Source organism: Burkholderia sp. 4NA327C6 (assembly GCF_005502655.1).
Lineage (GTDB): Bacteria > Pseudomonadota > Gammaproteobacteria > Burkholderiales > Burkholderiaceae > Burkholderia > Burkholderia contaminans.
The window spans coordinates 56,601-73,426 of the sequence record NZ_SCNZ01000019.1 but is presented as its reverse complement, the minus strand read 5'-3'; the positions used below and the strand labels follow the sequence as shown (position 1 = coordinate 73,426).

Below are 16,826 nucleotides of genomic sequence, written 5' to 3'. Positions count from 1 at the left end.
AGCCGCTGGCGAATCGTCAGGTGTTCAATACTTTCAACAACCCGGTCGAGAGTAATCGTGAGATTCCGTGGCCCGCTGGTGCGGTGGAGACGAGGCGATGCGCGAAACCTGCGCGCTACGATCGCATCCCCCGACGACAGTGGCGGCGGGCAAAGCCCTCGCCTGCCGCTGTCGATCTACACCATCCTGTCCCGCCGCTCCGTTCGCCGCCACAACGCCGTCGCCGCGCGTGCATACCTCGCGATCCATACCGACGACGTGGCATCGCTGCTGCCTTAGCGCCCCGCCGCTTTCCCTGATTCCGTTCGACCCACTCGCCGTGTCACCAGACCGGTGACGAGATCGGCTCGCGCTTCGTTTCCGCACGACCCGGCCTGAAATCAAACGGACTCCTGATCGACGTGCACCACGCTCGCTCGCCGCGGGCGGCGGTCACGCACGTCTGCTTCATCCGATGAACCATCGCGCCTTGACCCGCCCCTCGCGGATCGACACGCGCACCGAAATGGAAAACCACGTCATGCGAATCCGCACGCTTCGCCGCGCCCTTGCAACCGCCGCCATCCTGTCGGCCGCCGCGGCTGCCGGCACGACCGCCCACGCGGCCGGCGAACTGAACATCTACAACTGGTCCGACTACATCGCGCCGGACACGATCCCGACCTTCCAGAAGCAGACAGGCCTCCACGTCCGCTACGACAACTACGACAGCGACGACACGCTGCAGGCAAAACTGATGTCGGGGAATTCCGGCTACGACATCGTCGTGCCGACATCGAACTACATGGCCAAGCAGATCCAGGCGAGCGTCTACCAGCCGCTCGACAAGTCGAAGCTGCCGAACCTGGCGAACCTCGATCCGCTGTTGATGAAGATGGTCGCCGATGCCGACCCGGGCAACCAGTACGGCGTGCCGTGGGCGTATGGCACCGACGGCATCGGCTACAACGTGCAGGCCGTGAAGAAGGTGCTCGGCGACAAGGCGCCGGTCGACAGCTGGGCGCTGGTGTTCGATCCGGCCAACATGGCGAAGCTGAAGAGTTGCGGCGTGTCGTTCCTCGACCAGGCCGTCGACGTGTTCGCGGCCACGCTGCAGTACATGGGCAAGGATCCGAACAGCACGAACCCGGCCGACTACCGCGTGGCGTACGACGTGCTGAAGAAGGTGCGCCCGTACATCACGCAGTTCAACTCGTCGGGCTACATCAACGATCTCGCGAACAACGACCTGTGCGTGGCGTTCGGCTATTCGGGCGACGTCGGCATCGCGCACCGTCGTGCCGCCGAAGCAAAGCGCCCGTACGAGATCGGCTTCGCGAACCCGAAGGAAGGCGGGCTGCTGTGGTTCGACATGATGGTGATTCCGAAGGACGCGCCGAATCGCGACGCCGCGCTGAAGTGGATCAACTACGTGCAGGATCCGAAGGTCAACGCCGGCATCACCAACGCGGTGTTCTATCCGACCGCGAACAAGGCCGCACGCCAGTACGTGAAGCCCGCAATCGCGCGCGATTCGTCGGTGTATCCGTCCGATGAAGTACTGAGCAGGATGACGCTGCTCAAGCCGATGCCGCCCGAGATCCGCCGGCTGCAGAACCGGCTGTGGGCGCAGTTGAAGACGGGCCGCTGAACCGCGCGCCGAGGTAACGAATCGTGCCGCCGGCGGCTTGCGCGCGCCGGCGGTACGTCGTCGCACCGAAACCGGTGACATCGTGTGCCAGCGTCGCAACGACAGTAGTCGAACCGGCCGCGCGAATTATCGGAGCGGCAGCTCCGCCGAAAACGCGTGTTCCACAAAGCGGATCACGTCGTCGAGCGACGACGTGCACGTGGCGCCCGCCGCGAGCTCGCGAAACGCACCTTCCGGCCCGAAACAGATGAGCGGCTTGCGCCAGCGCCGCGCGAGCGCGATCTCCTCGGCCGTGCCGTGCCCGCCCGGCAGCGCGACGATCAGGTCGCTGCTCAGCACGTTCACGTAGTTGCGGTTGATCGTATCCGGCGCGGCGCCCGGCTCGCGGCGCGGCAGCGGCGTGAGGATCGGGACGTCCACGAACGGATGCGGATAGCCGTCGAGCGGCGCGAAGCCCGCGAGCGGATCGGCCCGCGTCGGCAGGATGCCGATCGATCGGCCCGCCCGCCCCGGCACGCCGGCGAACGCACGCGCGACCGCCAGCATCACGCCCTGCCCGCCGCCCGTCAGCAGGTTGAAACCCGCCTGCGCAAGCCAGGCGCCGAGCGGCTCCGAAAACGCGAGCCACGGCTCCTTGCCCGAGCCCATCACGCCGATCGTCTTGTTCTTCCGTTGCATCGTGGTCATGAGTGAGGTCGTTGGATGGCGCGCGATGGCCGCGCTCATTCGAGTTCTACGCCCTTGAGTTCGGGAATCAGGAACAGCGTCGCGACCATGTCCAGCACGTAGAGGCCGGCGAGCAGCGCGATGGCCGTCTGGAACGAGTAGTGCGCGGCCAGCGCGCCGACCGCGACCGGGCCGAAGCCGCCGACCGCGCGGCCGATGTTCCACAGCACGTTCTGCGCGGTGGCGCGTGCGGCCGTCGGATAGCCTTCCGACATCAGCGTCCCGTAGCCGCCGACCATCCCGTTGACGAACATGCCCATCAGCGCACCGGCCCACAGCATCGCGGTCGGGTCCGACAGCCGCGCATACGCGAGAACCGTCACGACCGCGCCGAGCTGGTACAGCAGGAACGTCGGCTTGCGCCCGATGCGGTCGGCCAGTTGCCCGAACACCCAGACGCCGATCATCATCCCGACGACCGTCGCCGCCGTCCACAGCCCCGACTTCGTCAGCGAGAAGCCCATCTGTTTCGACAGGAACGTCGGCAGCCAGATCATGATCCCGTAGTAGCCGAAGTTCTGGACCGAACACAGAATCACGATGCCGAGGCTCGTGCGCGCGGTACGGCCGTCCGCGACGAGCAGGCGGAATGCGTTGGCCTTCGGCTGCGCTGCGCGCTGCACGAACGCTTCAGGCTCGTGCAGCGTGTTGCGCATCGCCCACGCGAGCACTGCCGGCAGCACGCCGACCAGGAACATCCCGCGCCAGCCGATGTGCATCAGCAGGAACGGCGTCAGCAGCGCGGCCAGCAGCACACCGGCCTGCCAGCCGAGCGCGACATAGCACGACACGCGTGCGCGCTTGCTCGCCGGCCACGCTTCCGCCGCGAGCGCCATGCCGATCCCGAATTCGCCGCCCAGCCCGATGCCCGCGATGGTGCGGTACACGAGCAGATCCTCGAAGCCCTGCGCGAACGCGCACAACCCGGTGAAGATCGCGAACAGCAGGATCGTCCAGGTCAGCACGCGCACCCGCCCGTAACGGTCGCTCAATGCACCGAACAGGATGCCGCCCGCCACGGCGCCGATCAGCGTCCACGTGACCAGCGCGCCGCCCTGCCCGGGCGTCAATTGCAGCGCCGACGTGATCGCCGGCAGCATGAAGCCGAGGATCAGCAGGTCGAAGCCGTCCATCGCATAGCCGATCGCCGATCCGGCCAGCGCTTTCCACGCGTACGCGCCGACCTGCTCCACGCGCGGGGCCGACGGGCCCTCGAGCGACGAAGATTTCATGTTTGCTGCCATGGTGTCCTGCCACGATTGTCCGGCGACATTCTAAGGCCTGTGCCGGTGCCCGACGGGCCGGCAGACCTGCCGGCGGCGGCGGTGCGCGCACGGCGGCATCCGCTTGCAGGACGTCGAGCGGGAATCCGCTGGCAATGTACGGGAGGGGAATATAAGCGATCCGGTGTCGGCGGCGAAGCCGGTGATGTCGCGGTCAGGCCGGACACCGGATGAAAGACAGCATGCTGGCGGAGTGTTACCGGCCGGTTCGCGCCAGCGGACCGGCCGGCGCCGGGCGGCCTCGCGGCCCGGCCGGCTTCAGCCTTGGTCGTCTCCGGGCCACCAGGTCTTGGCCTCGCGGTCGACGGCGAGCGCGGCGAGATCCTTGCCTTCGAGCCATTTCGGGCGCGGGCCGCGGCCCGACCATGAGCGGCCGGTCGTCGGATCGTAGTACTTGGCAGGCGCCTTGCGTTTTCGCTGGACGATGTAGCCAAGCGCGCTCAGCACTTCCTGCTGCGAAATTCCCAAAAGCTCGACCTGTTCCTTGAATGCCGCGAGCGCGGCCTGCTTCTCCTTCTGCTTCGCATCCGACAGCTTGATATTCAGGTCCCGAAGTTGTGCTTCGAGTTCCTGCAGGGCCTGGGTCATGTATTCATCCTCTTTGGGCATGTTTTCGCAAAAAGCTCCGATGGCGGAACCTACCACGAAGTTCCACCGATGGGGGCTGTCAAATCGGTGCATCGTTTGCCTGAGCCGGCATGGCTTGCGCGATACGCACTAAACGACGTCGCGCGTCAATCAATGAGACAAGACCGGCCGGCAACGCGCAGCCCGCCATGTATGAGGCACGGCGAACGGCTGCAGCAAGTAAGCGCCGCACCTGACACGGGCGCGGCATGGCGCGAATGATAGCAGTGCTCGGCGTCGTGTTACAGAAGGCGTCGATGCGGATACGTCCGATTACAGGCCGACGTCGCGGGCGTCCCACGCGATCCGGTCGAACAGCGCGCGCAGCTTCGCGCCGCGCGCCGCGTTCAGCGCGGCCGCATGCGCGACGCGCCCGGCGAGATGCGCGCGGAAATCCGGATGCGCGTCGCGATTCTGCGACGCCGGGCCGTGGCGGATGCAGTTGGTCAGGATGGCCTTCAGGAGATCGAACGCATCGCGCGCCAGGTTCGGATGACGATTGACGACCACGCCGGCCAGTTGCTGCCGCACGCCGCGCCGCATCACGCGGGTTTTGCGCAGTTGCAGCGCAAAGCCCTCTTCGAGCGCGATCGCGGCAACGCGGACCTGCAGCCGCTCGACGTCGCGCGCCAGCGCGCCGCCGCCGGAAAAGGCGAGATCGTCGGCATAGCGCGTGTAGGTTGCGCCGAGCGAACGCGCGAGCGCGGCGAGCCGCATGTCGAACCGGAACGCGCACAGGTTCGCCAGCGCCGGCGACGTCGGCGCGCCCTGCGGCAGATGTCGTTCGCGATAACGCTGGCGGCCGATCCAGTCGAACCGGTCGCGCAGGTCCGGCGCGAGCAGCCGCGCGGACGGCACGCGGTTGGTGCACAGCCCGGTGAGCGTGCGCGCGACTTCGGCCGGATACCCGAGCGTGACGAACAGCGCGTGCACGCGGGCGGCGCGTATCGACACGAAGAAATCCGCGAGATCGAAACGGACGACGACCTCGCGATCCGCATGGGGCGCGGCGAACGACACGATCCCGTGCCCCTTGCGAAAGCCGTGTACCGCACCGTGCGGCGCGATGCGATCGAGCAGCCCGTGCAGGATGCGGCGCTGCGCTTCGCGCAGCCGGCCTTTCGGAATTTCGACGAGGCGGCTGCCGCCGCTGCGCTTGTCGTGCGCCACGTACGTGTAGTGATGCAACGGCGTGGCGCTGCTGCGCGCGTCGACGCGCCAGTGGTCGGACAGCCAGTCGAGCTCCGGCGCGCTCACGCCGAGCCAGCCGGCAAGATCGCCGGGCGTCGCCCATTGCGGCACGTCGCAGCCGGCGAGCGGCGCCGGCAACGGCCGCTGGACGGGCGGACGCCGCACGACGCGGATCACGTTCGGCCGATCATCGCGATACCAGGCGCGCACGAACGCGGCCGCATCGGCCAGCACCGCCGCAAGCACGTCGATGTCGACGTCGTCCCAGTTCGCGCCGAAACGGGCGAGCGCGGCGTCCGCACATTCGTGCACCCACGGTTGCGCATCGCCGAGCACGGCCGCCATACGCGCGATGACGCCGCCGCGCTCGGGCGGCCCGGCGAGCATCGCCTCGGCAATCGTGCGGGTGGTATCGCGCAGGGATGAATGCATGGAGAAAGATGGGCGGGACGATGAGCCAACGTGACTGGTGCTGCGAGGAGTCGCGTTGCGCAACGCGCAACCGTGCTCCTTGCGACGCATCGGGGTGTCAATCTGATCCACGGGGTAGCCCCGTAGTCCTGGAACATCGGCTGCCTGTTCCGGGCGTGTGCTTGACCCACCGGCCCGCGATGCGACTTTAATGGCCGCGAACGCGGCGTGTCAAACCGGGCGGCGATCCGGCGCCGCCGGGGTGCGCCGGATCGCGGCGAACGACCTACGCGTGCCGGGAAAACAGTTCGCGGTACGCGATCGGCGCGACGCCGACGCCGGCCATGTTGTTCAGCATCGTGGCCCACGTCGCGTTGTCGACGCTGACCGGAAACGATCGCACACGGTTGGCGAGCAGCCAGAAGGTGCGCGTCATGCCGTTGCTCATCGCGACTTCGTACCCGCTTCCCTCGAGCCAGTAACCGACCGGCGGCAGCGCCACCGGCTCGAGGCGGCCGGCCCGGAACGCGGCGGCGGCTGACGCGTATTTGCTGTCGAGCGGCATGACGCGGCGCGGCACGCAGTCCTGCGAATTCAGTTGCGGAAACGCCGGGCTCGTGCCGAGCCACAGGCCATAGAACTTCTGCGCGTCGAGATGCACGACGAAGCGCTCCGTTTCGGCGGGCATCGCCGCCATGTAGCAGTCGGCCTGGCCGGGAACGACCACGCGCCATGTCGCGCGCTGCGCGCTCAGGTCGACCAGCTCGCTCGGCAGCGGCCGCGGCTGGATGGGAGACGGACGTCCCGCTTCGCGCAGGTCGCGTGCGCGATCGAGTCCGATACGAAGACGTGTCAGCATGGGCCCTCTCTTTCTCTCGTGATTTGTTCGAATGTGTCAGGGGGCGGGCGATTACATCGTCACCTGTTTGCAATACGCGGGCCCGGTGTCCTGATGCTCCCTGTGTGGTCGGGAACTGGCGCAGTGTAGCGTCTTTCCGGGGCGGCACGAATCAATTCGGCCGGCGCCGGCTGCAGTATCGACGGATATGCGCTGCGCAGTCCGCGCGCCAGGCGAACCACGCACCCGAACGCTCGATCCCACATGAACGCCCATGCGCTTCGCCCGCCACACCATCAACCGTCGAATCAATATTCGCCGTCGATTATTTAAATATCGAAACAATCAAAAACAAAACAACATCCCGCATAATTCAATAAAATCAAATTCAAACAAAAATTATCGAATTTTATTAACGATAAATTAATACGATTGGCGCACTCAAAATCAACTAAATAATCTGTGTTGTGCGCCGCAACACCGTGATTCAAAGATCAACGAGATACGGAGGCGCAGCACGAATCGCTTCATTCGTGCTTTGTCGCAAAAGTTTCCACCTTGTCAGGCCACCGTTGATTTCCACGCATTTGTGAATCAGCAATCCGGAAAGGCATACCTGTCTTCCCGGACGTGACCGATGTCGTCAAATCGCATAAATCATTCAATATCAAAGGAAAGTCATGAAGAAGATTGCAACCGTGCTGTTTTCAGCACTGATGCTCGCCTCCACGTGCGCGTCCGCCCAGGCGCTTTGCAAGGCCGGCAAGATCGACAAGATCGAAACCGACGCCACCGGCAACCTGCTGGTGACCATTAACGACGGCATCTACTCGTTCAGCGCGAAGGAAGTTTATTCAATTATTTACCAAGCGTATTCGGAAAACAGGAATCTGTTTATCTACGGAAACAATTGTTCGAATGGCTCGCCGGCAACCCGCTTTGCCATTCGTTAATCGACCTTAAACGCTCGACGATTATCAATACGTGGAGCACGGGGCTGGATTGACTTCCGAATCCAGCCCCGTCGCGGGCTGTGGTGTCGGCGCTGCGCGTCATGACATCCCAGCCCGCGGCCCGCCGCACTCCCGTTCCGGTATCCATCGAGCAGCCGTGCTTGCCGCTACGAGCCAAACGTTGCCGGGTATTTTTCATCCCGACCACCTCCGGCGCCTGCAAGGACAGCGCCGACCCGCATCGCGACGGCCTTCGTGCTCAATCGGCGAACGCGGGCCGAATCGAACGTCTTCACGCGCCACCCCGACGAACGCAGAAAGCCTGCGATCGCGGGAAACTACCGCAGAAACGGCGCCAGCGCGTCGGAAGCTTCGGAGAACCGCTGCTCGAGGAAATCGAGCAATGTACGCACGCGCGGCGCCATATAAAGCGTTCTTTGAAACAGCGCGTTCACCGGCACGTCCGGGCAGCGCCATTCCTGCAGGAGCAGTTTGAGCCGCCCGGCCTGAAGATCGGCGCCGATGTCCCAGATCGATTTCATTGCCACCCCGCGCCCCTCGATCGCCCATTCGCGGGCAAGGGAACCATCATTGGTCTGACGGGAACGGTCGAGCGGCGCGGTGAACGACGCGGTCTCCCCGTCGCGCGCGAAACGCCAGTTGTTCGCGGCGCCAGCCGCCGAAGAAAGGACGATGCATCGATGCTCGCGCAAATCGTCGGGATGGTTCGGCATCCCGTGCTCGGCGATGTAGTCCGGCGACGCGCATAGCGCGCGGCGATTGTCGGCCATGCGCTTGGCGACCATCGAGCTGTCCGCCGGCACGCCGAACCGGATCGCGAGATCGATATCGTCCTGCAGCAAGTGTGACAGTGAATCCGAGAGCACGAGCGTCAGCGTGACGTTCGGATGGCGTTCGTTGAATTCGTCGAGCCATCGACGCAGCACGGTGCGCCCGAAATCGGAGGTGGCCGATACGCGCAACGCCCCGCTCACCGATGCGCGCCCGGCCTGCAACGCGGCACGCGCATCTTCGAGCGTTTGCAGCGCATGCTGGCAATGTACGAGATACAGACGACCTTCATCCGTGAGCCGCAGCTTGCGGGTCGAACGCTCGAACAGCTGAATGTGGAGCTCTCCCTCGAGCTTGACGAGCCGGGCGCTCGCCGCTGCGGGGGACAGTCCGAGCTTTCTGCCGGCCGCCGAAAGACTGCCCAGGCTTGCTGCTTCGACGAAAAGGCGAATGTCACCGAGATTGTCCATGGTCGCGTCGCGCGAAAGGGATGTTGGATTGTGCCGCGCGATGCGCCGCGAAGACCGGGCATGGTAACGCGATGCGGACCGGCGAGGAAAAGGCCGATCGGCAGGATCGGCCCCCGCCCGCTTACTTGGCGACCACACCGAGCTGTTGCAGGAACGTCAGGTTGTCTTCGAGATGCCAGTTGTCGGTGATCTTGCCGTCGCGAATGCGATAGATGTCCGTGGCGATGAAGTCGACCGCCTGCCCCTTGCCCTGCACGCCGTTGAAGGTGCCGGTGAAATGACCGGTGAAGTGCAGATGGGTGACGACGCGGTCGCCGGCGACGATCATCTGTTCGACGTCGGCGTGGACGTCCGGCACGGCGCGATGGAAGCCTTGCGATGCAGCCAACGGCCCGGCGATGCCCTGCGGCCGACCGGCGGGCAAGGTGCGGTCGGTGAAATCGGCCGCCAGCGCTTCGCGGGCCTGGGCCTCGTCGCCCGTGCTCCAGAAGGTACCGTAAAGGCGTGCCGCGCGGATCTGTTGCTCGGCCTGCCGCTTCGAGAGGCTCTTGTCGACGATCAGCGTTTTCGGCTGCACGAGATCGTCGCCGGTCGCGGCGACGGCAGGCAACGCGGCAGCGGAGGTGGCTGCGGCCAGCGCGATGCGGGAAACGGCGGAAAGGAAGGTGCGGGTTTTCATGACGTGCTCCTTGAGTGAATACTCGATGCTCGATGAACGGATTGAATCCGACAGTGGTGCGACTTGGGTCATTCAGGCTTGAAAGCGGGCGGGGCGATTCGCTTGTGCCGTCTCGCGTCGATCAAGCCGGGACGCGAAAGCGTTCACCGCAATCGCCATCAGCGTCACTGCGGCGGCCACGAGCGTGCCGCTGCGCAGGTGGCTTCTGGCGAGAAACTCGGGGGAACCGTGCGAGGCCCGCGCCAGGCGCGGCAGCTTCGGCGAGCGCTTCACCGTGGTTGATGCGGAAGCGGGACTCGATGGTCAGCGCGACCGTTTGCCCGTGTTCGACGAACTCGAGTGGCAGGTCGCGGCCCGTGGTCGGCATGCGAAACGCCATGAGGCGATGCTTCCGTCAATCGTCAAGCGCACGAATGGTCGGATTGGCCGCTAGGTAATCCGGATGCGTGCACAGGATCAGCGCCCCTTCGCCCCTTAGCCCCTTCGCCGATGCGACGGGCGACAAGCGAAGCGTCGTCCAGCGCATTCGCACGCTCGAACCGGTGCGAAGGCGCCGGCGCAACCCGCTAGATCGTCTCGCTTTCGCGTACCGTAATCGGGCTTTGCAGGACGAACCGCGCGATGTCGTCCTTGCGCATGAACACAACGCCGGGATGGCTCTTTGCATGACGCAGGAACGCATCCCATGCACGCGTCATCTGCGGCGTGCCGCTGATGCGGTCATGCGCGCTGATCGACATCATGCGCCGACGCGTTCCCGCTTCCTCGTACAACTGATCAAAATCGAACTTGATCTGTTCGAGGAATTTCTCAGGCGAGTAATTCCGCCCCTCCACCAGCAGGATGTCGTTGTTGCGCAGCGTATACGGAATCACGACGAAATCCTTGCCGTTGACCTTTTCGATGAACGGCTCGTCGCGGCTCGTATCATCGATGTGATAGACGTAGCCCAGCTCCTGCAGCAGCGACAGCGTGTTCGGCCCGCGTCGCAGCCAGTTCGCGTTGTAGCCGATCGGACGTTGGCCCGTCACGTCCTCGACCATCGATCGCGCCTGGATCAGAAACTCGCGTTCCTGCGGTCGCGACATCGCGTACTGCGAGTTCCACGTCGGCCCATGACCCGCCGCTTCGTGGCCGCGCGCCACGATTTCGCGCGCCACCTGCGGATGCCGCTTCGCCGCCTCGCCGATCATGTGACTCGTCACCTTCACGTCATGACGATCCCACAGATCCAGCATTCGGGGAATTCCCTCGCGATACCCGTACGCAAACCACGCTTGCGCGGCAAGATCGGCGGGAACGCTCGCCGGGAAATCGACTTTCGGAAACGGATTGTCGGCACCCTTAGGCGGCTGCCCGCCCGCCTCGAACTGCATCGAGATCGAAATGACCAGCCGTGCACCGTTCGGCCAGAATTCCCCCTGCGCGGGCGCGGCTACCGGCTTCGATCCGGTGCTGCCCGTTTGCGCACCGACCCCGGTGGATTGAAGCATCGCACCGACGGCGAACGCGCCCGTGCCGATTCCGGCCTTGGTCAGGAAGGAACGGCGCGCCGGTTGATCGGGCGCCTGCTCGGCCGGATCACGATCCACATGATCGACTTGAATTGCCATGGACAATCTCCTCATGACGCGCAAGCGCGTCTCTCGCACCGCAACGCGATGCATGATGACGAATGAACGGGTTTGGAATGTCACGCAGATTGATGCGCGTACAACCAATTCTCGGAAATCGGTCCCGCTTTGAAAATGGGCCTTGAAATGAATAGACTTTCAATCCAGACCAAAAAATCGGTGTTCCGTCCGGATACGGCAAGCCTGCTCGGCCTGCCGCGCTTCAATGCGTCGATGCCCTTCGGTACGCGACGGTGAGCGCCATCGCCGCCGAGGCGCTCAGCGCCAGCAGCAAGGTCGGCGCCGTCGCATCGTGATGGCGATCCTTCAACCATCCGAACACGATCGGCCCCGCGAATCCCGCCAGGTTTCCGAAACAATTGATCGTTGCGATCCCCGCCGCCGCGGCCGCGCCGGTCAATCGCATGGTCGGCAGGTGCCAGAACAGCGGCAGCGCCGTCAGCGTGCCCGCAGCGGCCAGCGAGAGCCCCGCGATCACGGCGGGCAGAACGCCGCTGAACAACGCGCTCACGACGAAACCGGCCGACGCCATGCAAGCGCCCCCCGCAACATAGGCCGCCCAGTTGCCACCGCGGTCCGCGCGACGGGCGCCCATATTCATCACCAGCACCGCGATCAGATAGGGAATTGCACTGCAAAAGCCGATCCACGACAGTTTCGTCAGCCCCGTTTCCTTGACAAGCGTCGGGAGCCAGAAGCCGATCCCGTACAGACCGACGAGAAGCAGGAAATAGATCGTCGTCAGCAACGCCATCTCCGATGCCGGCAACCGGGGTGCGCGCCGCGCATCCACGGTATGACCCGCATCGACCTCGAGGCTTCGCAATACCGCGTCCGTCTCGTCCGGCGACAGCCAGCGCGCATCCGTCGGACGGCTCGGCAACAGATAGTGCACCGCGAGCCCCACGCCGACCGTCGGCAGGCCTTCGATCACGAACGTCCATTGCCATCCGGACAGCGCACCGAAGCCGTCGAGATGCGTCATGATCCAGCCCGACAACGTATTGCCGACAATGCCTGCGACCGCTGTCGCGCTCATGAACAGTGTCGTCATCCGACCGCGCCGGTGAGCAGGAAACCAGTAGGTCAGATACAGCACGATGCCGGGGAAAAATCCGGCCTCCGCCACGCCGAGCAGCAGCCGCTGCAAATAGAACGTGCCGGGAGAATGTACCCATGCCGCAGCCGCCGAGACGATGCCCCAGGTCACCATGATGCGGGCGATCCACACGCGCGCACCCACCCGATGCAGCAGAAGGTTGCTCGGCACTTCGAACAAAAAGTAGCCGATGAAGAATAAACCGGCGCCGAGACCGTAGACGGTGTCGCTCAATCCGAGCTCGCCCGCCATCTGCAGTTTCGCGGCCCCGACGTTGACCCGGTCGAGATATGCAAGAACCTGTGCCACCAGAAGCAGCGGCATCAGCTTCCAACCGATGCGCCGATACAGTGCGTCGAGATACTCCGGCGACCTGTCTGCCGGCATTGCCTTTCGTTCGTCGGGCGTATCGCACCCGGTGCTGCGCGTGATGTCCATTGCTGTCTCCATGAATTATTGTCGACGCGCGCCGCGTCATGCAGACGCGCCGGTGTCGGAGCGGGTGCCGTCACGGACCGTCTTGATGTAAGGCGCACCGCTGAAATCGCAGACGAGTACGCAGCACTGCCAGCCGAACGCCGGTTCGACCCGCTCGACGGCATCTCGCACGACGTCGTGAATCAGTCTCCCCATGTCGTTCAGTACCGGCTCGCTCCTCGGCTTCGTCAGCAATAGCCTGACGACGATGAATTCGTGTGTCGGGTCATTGCCTGACAGGAATTGATCGGCCGTATGAACGCGACTCTTCAATTCGGCGAGTAACGCGTGTCCTTGCGCGGCGAGCTGTTCGTGCAACGCGCCCATCAATGACCGGAAATCGAGCAGGCGCGCAATGTGGGGCGTGGCTTCGATGATCAGATGCGGCATCTCTTCACCTCCGTTGAAAGAATGCATCGACGGGAGGTTAGGATTCGGTGTGCCTGATGTAAATTAATGTTTTGCGTGTTGATTCATCAGGATCCGTTATGCATTCAGCGATCGATCTTCGCCTGCTGCGCAGCTTCATTGCAGTCGCTCGCGCCGGCAGCGTGACGCGAGCCGCAGCTCGGCTGCACCTCACTCAACCCGCACTGTCCCAGCATCTGCGCGAGTTGGCGGATCTGCTCGACGTGACGTTGTTCGATCGGGTGGGCCGCGGGATCCTGTTGACGCAAGCGGGGGCGGATCTGTTCGCGGAAGTCGAGCCGATCCTGTCGAAACTCGACGTGACGCTGGCCAATGTCCGAAACCGCTCGCGCGAAGTTCACGGCGCGTTGCGCATCGGCGCGATCGACACGTACGCACGATCGCTCGTCATGCCGACGATATCGGCCCTGCTCGCACGACACCCGCAGTTATACGTGTCCGTTCAGGAACTTCCGGCTGCGGCGATCGACCAGGGGCTGGTGGAAAATGAACTGGACATCGGCGTGTCGTTCTCCCATCTGTCGCATGCGGACATCGAGCAGAGAACGTTGTTCATCGAACGGCTGGCGCTGGTGCAACGATCCGCCGGTCGCAAGATCCGGAAGACCGTCAGCCTGCGGGAAGTGGCGACGCATCCGCTTGCGCTGCTGAATCGGACGTTCGCCATGCGCGGGCAGATCGACACCGCATGTGCTGGCGCAAACGTTACGCTGAACGTGCGGGTCGAGGCGGCCAATGTCGACTCGCTGATACGGCTCGTCGAGCGCGCCGACTACGCGACCATCGCGAGTCCGCTCGCGATTCCGCACCGCTCGAGGATCGTGGCGGCGACGATCGCGGACGATGGCCTGTCGCGCATCGCCGCGTTGCGCTGGCGTCGCGGCAAGACGTTCACGCCTGCCATGGAGCGTTTTGAAGAAGCGTTGTCGCACACGATCCGCTCGTCCGGCCTCGACATGCCGGACAACGATTCGGTACGGACATCGAAACGATCGCCGCCTGCGGGCACCAGAAAGCGCTGATGGCATCCCGAATATGCCGGCGCCCAAAAACGGTTGCGGCGCAGACGCTCATGCTCGCCCGCGCGCCCGAGATCATCCGGCGCCGCACACGGCGCGCAGAATCCGGGCACGCGCGCACGGTCAACCGGCGACGCGTCTCGATTCGAACTTCAACCGACCGGGCCGCTACGCGATCGCACCGCCACCGTCGACCAGCACCGTCGAGCCGGTCGCGTACGGGGTCGACGCGAGGTAGAGCACGGCGTTCGCAACGTCCTCGGGTTGACCGACACGGCCGGCCGGCAAGCGCGCCGCAGCGCCTTCGTACATCCTGTCCCGCGCCTGCGCATCGAGCTTCGACCAGAGCGGCGTCGCGATCAGGCCCGGGGATACCGTATTCACCCGCACGGGCGACAGCTCGAGCGCAAGCCCGCGCGCCAGCGATTCAAGCGCCGCGTTGATCGCGCCTTGCAGGACCGAGGTCTTGCTCGGCCGCACGCTCAGGAAGCCCGACACGAACGTCAGCGACCCGCCCTGTCGAATACGTACGGCCCGCGCGACGCGATAGGCTCCCCAGAACTTGCTGTCCATCGCCGCGTACGCATCGGCGAGCGCGAGACCACGCATCGGACCCGTGGGTGTCTGCGCGGCCGACACGACAACGTGGTCGAATTCGCCCGTCGAATCGAAAAATGCACGTACGCTGGTGTCGTCGGTCGTGTCCATCACACCGGTTCGCACGCCGTGACCGATCCTCGCTGCGCTCGCCGCCAGCCTGGCCGCGTCGCGCGACGCGATCGTCACGCTCGCCCCGCCCGCCGCAAAGGCCCGCGCGGCCGCTTCGCCGATCCCGGAACTTCCGCCAACCACCAGCACGTTTTGTCCATCGAATTGCATCGCTCGTTTCCTCCGATCAAAAGCGTGTTCCCGAGCGTGAAGCAGTGCCCGTCGCACGCGTCAAATGTTCTGAATACCGCTTGCGGCCAAGGGTTGTCGGCCGCCCGTGCCGAATCGCCGCTGTCGCGGCCTGTCGCCGGCGAAGTCGGCAAGCGCCATGTGTTTCGCAAGACGATTCGGCAGATCCGGTCATCCGTTCGGAATCCCGTACCGCTTGTCGGCACCGAGCGTCGTCACGAATTCGACGGAAACCCCCGGCGCAATGGACACGAACAACTGCAGCTCGTTGGACAACGGTACTTCGCTCAACGAGTAGTCGATCCGCCTGCTGGACAGTCGATCGATCAACGTCGCCCATTCGCGGTGCGTGTCGACGCGAAGCGCAATGTGATCGATGCGCGGCGTGCTGCGGCCTTCGCGCGCAGGCAGCGTTGCGCGCGTGACATGAATCATCGGGCGGCTATCGAGGTACAACCAATAGCCGTCGACCCTGAACGGCGGTCGAGGCCCGGTATCGAGACCGACGACCTCATCGAAAAAGCGGCGTGTACCGTCAATGTCATCGGTAACGATGGTGGCGTGGTCGAAATGCATGCTTCGTGTCCATGCTGGAAAGCCTGGTACGCATTCTGTCGCACGTCGGTCGGTCTTGATAATTGGCTTCGCCATTGAATGATCTTCAATGGCGACAAGAAGGTGGGGGCCGCGACGGGCGCCCGATCCTATAGCCCCTGCGGCGCATCTCGCAGCACGGCGCGTAGCGCGGCATCGAACGGCGTCGCGTGGTCGATCCCGGCGGCGCGCACGCGCGATGCGTCCAGGTGGCAGTCATATGGGCGCGGTGTCGCGTCGGTCGGCTGGTCGATTCGCTTGAGCGCGGCTTCGATGCCGAGCGCGGCCGCGATCCGCTGCGCAATGTCGTACTTCGTCATCGGCTCCTCGCCCGACCAGTGACGAAGGCCCGTGATCGACGCGCCCGCGAGATGGCGCAGCATGAGGTCGCGGATGACGTCCGCGACATCCGGCGTATACGTCGGGTAACGGATCGCCCATGCGTCCATGCCGACCGCGTCGGCGCCCGGCCGAGCGGAAGCGACGATCGCCGGCACGAGGCTCGTGACGGCCGATTCGCTCCAGTCGACGATCGGGCCGAAGAGCAGCGGCAGGCGCAACACGCACGACAGCGGCGACGCGGCGAGCAGCGCCGCCTCGCCTTCCAGCTTCGTGCGACCGTAGATGTTCAACGGGTTCGGCGCGGCGTCTTCGCGGTACGGGGCCGCCTTGCCGTCGAAGACGTAGTCGGTGGAGATGCCGAGCGTCCATGCGCCGTAGCGCGCGGCGAGCACGCCGATGCGGGCCTGGGCCGTGACGTTGATGGCGCGTGCGGCCGCGGGATCGCGTTCGCAGACATCCGGGCGGCGCTCGGCCGCGCAGATGATCACGGCGGCCGGTCGGCAGGTGGCGAAGAGGTGTTCGAGGGCCGGCTCGTCGAGGACGTCGAGTTCGGCGAGGTTTTCCGGGGGCAGCGCCAGGCGTTTTGCGCTTGCGCCTTGCGGGTTCCGGATCGTTGCGACGAGGTTCAGCGACGATTCACGCGCCAGGGATGCGGCAACCGCGCGGCCGAGGAGGCCGGAGGCGCCGATGAGGAGGACGGTCGAGTGCGGCACGGTAACGATCTATGAAAGGAGA

General features: G+C 64.9%; 19 protein-coding genes. 4 read left to right on the top strand and 15 right to left on the bottom strand.

Annotation, left to right across the window (positions count from 1 at the left end; translation table 11 throughout):
- Positions 1–57: 57 nt before the first annotated feature.
- Together FFS49_RS20385 and FFS49_RS20380 are read left to right on the top strand one after the other, a co-directional pair.
- Entirely contained in the window at positions 58–279 is a 222-nt protein-coding gene (locus FFS49_RS20385) for a hypothetical protein (RefSeq protein ID WP_105818431.1), read from the top strand.
- A 241-nt stretch (positions 280–520) separates the two neighbouring features.
- Positions 521–1,630, top strand: coding sequence for a polyamine ABC transporter substrate-binding protein (locus FFS49_RS20380; protein WP_105818523.1), 1,110 nt, complete (start codon positions 521–523; stop codon positions 1,628–1,630).
- A gap of 126 nt (positions 1,631–1,756) precedes the next feature.
- On the opposite strand, the gene FFS49_RS20375 is transcribed toward FFS49_RS20380, so the two are convergent.
- The 5 genes from FFS49_RS20375 to FFS49_RS20355 form a co-directional block, all read right to left on the bottom strand.
- Positions 1,757–2,308, bottom strand: coding sequence for a DNA-binding protein (locus FFS49_RS20375; protein WP_171026802.1), 552 nt, complete (start codon positions 2,306–2,308; stop codon positions 1,757–1,759).
- A 44-nt stretch (positions 2,309–2,352) separates the two neighbouring features.
- Positions 2,353–3,600, bottom strand: coding sequence for an MFS transporter (locus FFS49_RS20370; protein WP_039355203.1), 1,248 nt, complete (start codon positions 3,598–3,600; stop codon positions 2,353–2,355).
- Positions 3,601–3,897: 297 nt separating this feature from the next.
- Complete coding sequence (locus FFS49_RS20365; RefSeq protein ID WP_039355204.1) at positions 3,898–4,227, bottom strand: H-NS histone family protein; 330 nt, start codon at positions 4,225–4,227, stop codon at positions 3,898–3,900.
- Between the two features lie 312 nt (positions 4,228–4,539).
- Complete coding sequence (locus FFS49_RS20360; protein ID WP_039355207.1) at positions 4,540–5,889, bottom strand: reverse transcriptase family protein; 1,350 nt, start codon at positions 5,887–5,889, stop codon at positions 4,540–4,542.
- A 265-nt stretch (positions 5,890–6,154) separates the two neighbouring features.
- Positions 6,155–6,727, bottom strand: coding sequence for a hypothetical protein (locus FFS49_RS20355; protein WP_046547169.1), 573 nt, complete (start codon positions 6,725–6,727; stop codon positions 6,155–6,157).
- A 659-nt stretch (positions 6,728–7,386) separates the two neighbouring features.
- Here FFS49_RS20355 and FFS49_RS20350 point away from each other — a divergent pair.
- Entirely contained in the window at positions 7,387–7,659 is a 273-nt protein-coding gene (locus FFS49_RS20350; protein WP_039355209.1) for a hypothetical protein, read from the top strand.
- A 338-nt stretch (positions 7,660–7,997) separates the two neighbouring features.
- Here FFS49_RS20350 and FFS49_RS20345 read toward each other — a convergent pair whose 3' ends face one another.
- The 7 genes from FFS49_RS20345 to FFS49_RS42635 form a co-directional block, all read right to left on the bottom strand.
- Entirely contained in the window at positions 7,998–8,921 is a 924-nt protein-coding gene (locus tag FFS49_RS20345; RefSeq protein ID WP_105818429.1) for a LysR family transcriptional regulator, read from the bottom strand.
- Positions 8,922–9,042: 121 nt separating this feature from the next.
- The gene (locus FFS49_RS20340) at positions 9,043–9,600 is read right to left on the bottom strand and encodes an ester cyclase (RefSeq protein ID WP_105818428.1); all 558 of its coding nucleotides are present in this window, start codon (positions 9,598–9,600) and stop codon (positions 9,043–9,045) included.
- 72 nt (positions 9,601–9,672) lie between these two features.
- Positions 9,673–9,873, bottom strand: a complete 201-nt coding sequence (locus tag FFS49_RS20335; RefSeq protein WP_137910144.1) for a hypothetical protein — start codon at positions 9,871–9,873, stop codon at positions 9,673–9,675.
- 293 nt (positions 9,874–10,166) lie between these two features.
- On the bottom strand, positions 10,167–11,213 hold the full coding sequence (locus FFS49_RS20330; protein ID WP_105818426.1) for a polysaccharide deacetylase family protein: 1,047 nt from the start codon (positions 11,211–11,213) through the stop codon (positions 10,167–10,169).
- A 223-nt stretch (positions 11,214–11,436) separates the two neighbouring features.
- Positions 11,437–12,771, bottom strand: a complete 1,335-nt coding sequence (locus FFS49_RS20325) for an MFS transporter (protein ID WP_224755630.1) — start codon at positions 12,769–12,771, stop codon at positions 11,437–11,439.
- A 36-nt stretch (positions 12,772–12,807) separates the two neighbouring features.
- Positions 12,808–13,200, bottom strand: a complete 393-nt coding sequence (locus tag FFS49_RS20320; protein WP_105818425.1) for a hypothetical protein — start codon at positions 13,198–13,200, stop codon at positions 12,808–12,810.
- A 104-nt stretch (positions 13,201–13,304) separates the two neighbouring features.
- Positions 13,305–13,580, bottom strand: a complete 276-nt coding sequence (locus tag FFS49_RS42635) for a hypothetical protein (protein ID WP_239170778.1) — start codon at positions 13,578–13,580, stop codon at positions 13,305–13,307.
- Positions 13,581–13,586: 6 nt separating this feature from the next.
- On the opposite strand from FFS49_RS42635, the gene FFS49_RS20315 reads away from it, so the two are divergent.
- On the top strand, positions 13,587–14,261 hold the full coding sequence (locus FFS49_RS20315) for a LysR family transcriptional regulator substrate-binding protein (protein ID WP_239170777.1): 675 nt from the start codon (positions 13,587–13,589) through the stop codon (positions 14,259–14,261).
- A gap of 165 nt (positions 14,262–14,426) precedes the next feature.
- On the opposite strand, the gene FFS49_RS20310 is transcribed toward FFS49_RS20315, so the two are convergent.
- The 3 genes from FFS49_RS20310 to FFS49_RS20300 all read right to left on the bottom strand — a co-directional run bounded on the left by FFS49_RS20310 (position 14,427) and on the right by FFS49_RS20300 (position 16,804).
- Positions 14,427–15,137 carry an SDR family oxidoreductase gene (locus tag FFS49_RS20310; protein ID WP_105818424.1) on the bottom strand — a complete coding sequence of 237 codons (711 nt, stop codon included), beginning with the start codon at positions 15,135–15,137 and terminating at the stop codon, positions 14,427–14,429.
- Positions 15,138–15,326: 189 nt separating this feature from the next.
- Positions 15,327–15,731 carry an extradiol dioxygenase gene (locus FFS49_RS20305; protein WP_105818423.1) on the bottom strand — a complete coding sequence of 135 codons (405 nt, stop codon included), beginning with the start codon at positions 15,729–15,731 and terminating at the stop codon, positions 15,327–15,329.
- Positions 15,732–15,859: 128 nt separating this feature from the next.
- Entirely contained in the window at positions 15,860–16,804 is a 945-nt protein-coding gene (locus FFS49_RS20300; RefSeq protein WP_105818422.1) for an SDR family oxidoreductase, read from the bottom strand.
- Positions 16,805–16,826 lie beyond the last annotated feature (22 nt).

Bases quoted from the DNA above. Each gene is read 5' to 3' on its own strand.
- FFS49_RS20355 (WP_046547169.1), bottom strand. From the start codon at position 6,727: ATGCTGACACGTCTTCGTATCGGACTCGATCGCGCACGCGACCTGCGC.
- FFS49_RS20365 (WP_039355204.1), bottom strand. From the start codon at position 4,227: ATGACCCAGGCCCTGCAGGAACTCGAAGCACAACTTCGGGACCTGAAT.
- FFS49_RS20330 (WP_105818426.1), bottom strand. From the start codon at position 11,213: ATGGCAATTCAAGTCGATCATGTGGATCGTGATCCGGCCGAGCAGGCG.
- FFS49_RS20380 (WP_105818523.1), top strand. From the start codon at position 521: ATGCGAATCCGCACGCTTCGCCGCGCCCTTGCAACCGCCGCCATCCTG.
- FFS49_RS20360 (WP_039355207.1), bottom strand. From the start codon at position 5,889: ATGCATTCATCCCTGCGCGATACCACCCGCACGATTGCCGAGGCGATG.
- FFS49_RS20345 (WP_105818429.1), bottom strand. From the start codon at position 8,921: ATGGACAATCTCGGTGACATTCGCCTTTTCGTCGAAGCAGCAAGCCTG.
- FFS49_RS20325 (WP_224755630.1), bottom strand. From the start codon at position 12,771: ATGGACATCACGCGCAGCACCGGGTGCGATACGCCCGACGAACGAAAG.
- FFS49_RS20340 (WP_105818428.1), bottom strand. From the start codon at position 9,600: ATGAAAACCCGCACCTTCCTTTCCGCCGTTTCCCGCATCGCGCTGGCC.
- FFS49_RS20310 (WP_105818424.1), bottom strand. From the start codon at position 15,137: ATGCAATTCGATGGACAAAACGTGCTGGTGGTTGGCGGAAGTTCCGGG.
- FFS49_RS20375 (WP_171026802.1), bottom strand. From the start codon at position 2,308: ATGCAACGGAAGAACAAGACGATCGGCGTGATGGGCTCGGGCAAGGAG.
- FFS49_RS20305 (WP_105818423.1), bottom strand. From the start codon at position 15,731: ATGCATTTCGACCACGCCACCATCGTTACCGATGACATTGACGGTACA.
- FFS49_RS20320 (WP_105818425.1), bottom strand. From the start codon at position 13,200: ATGCCGCATCTGATCATCGAAGCCACGCCCCACATTGCGCGCCTGCTC.
- FFS49_RS20350 (WP_039355209.1), top strand. From the start codon at position 7,387: ATGAAGAAGATTGCAACCGTGCTGTTTTCAGCACTGATGCTCGCCTCC.
- FFS49_RS20370 (WP_039355203.1), bottom strand. From the start codon at position 3,600: ATGGCAGCAAACATGAAATCTTCGTCGCTCGAGGGCCCGTCGGCCCCG.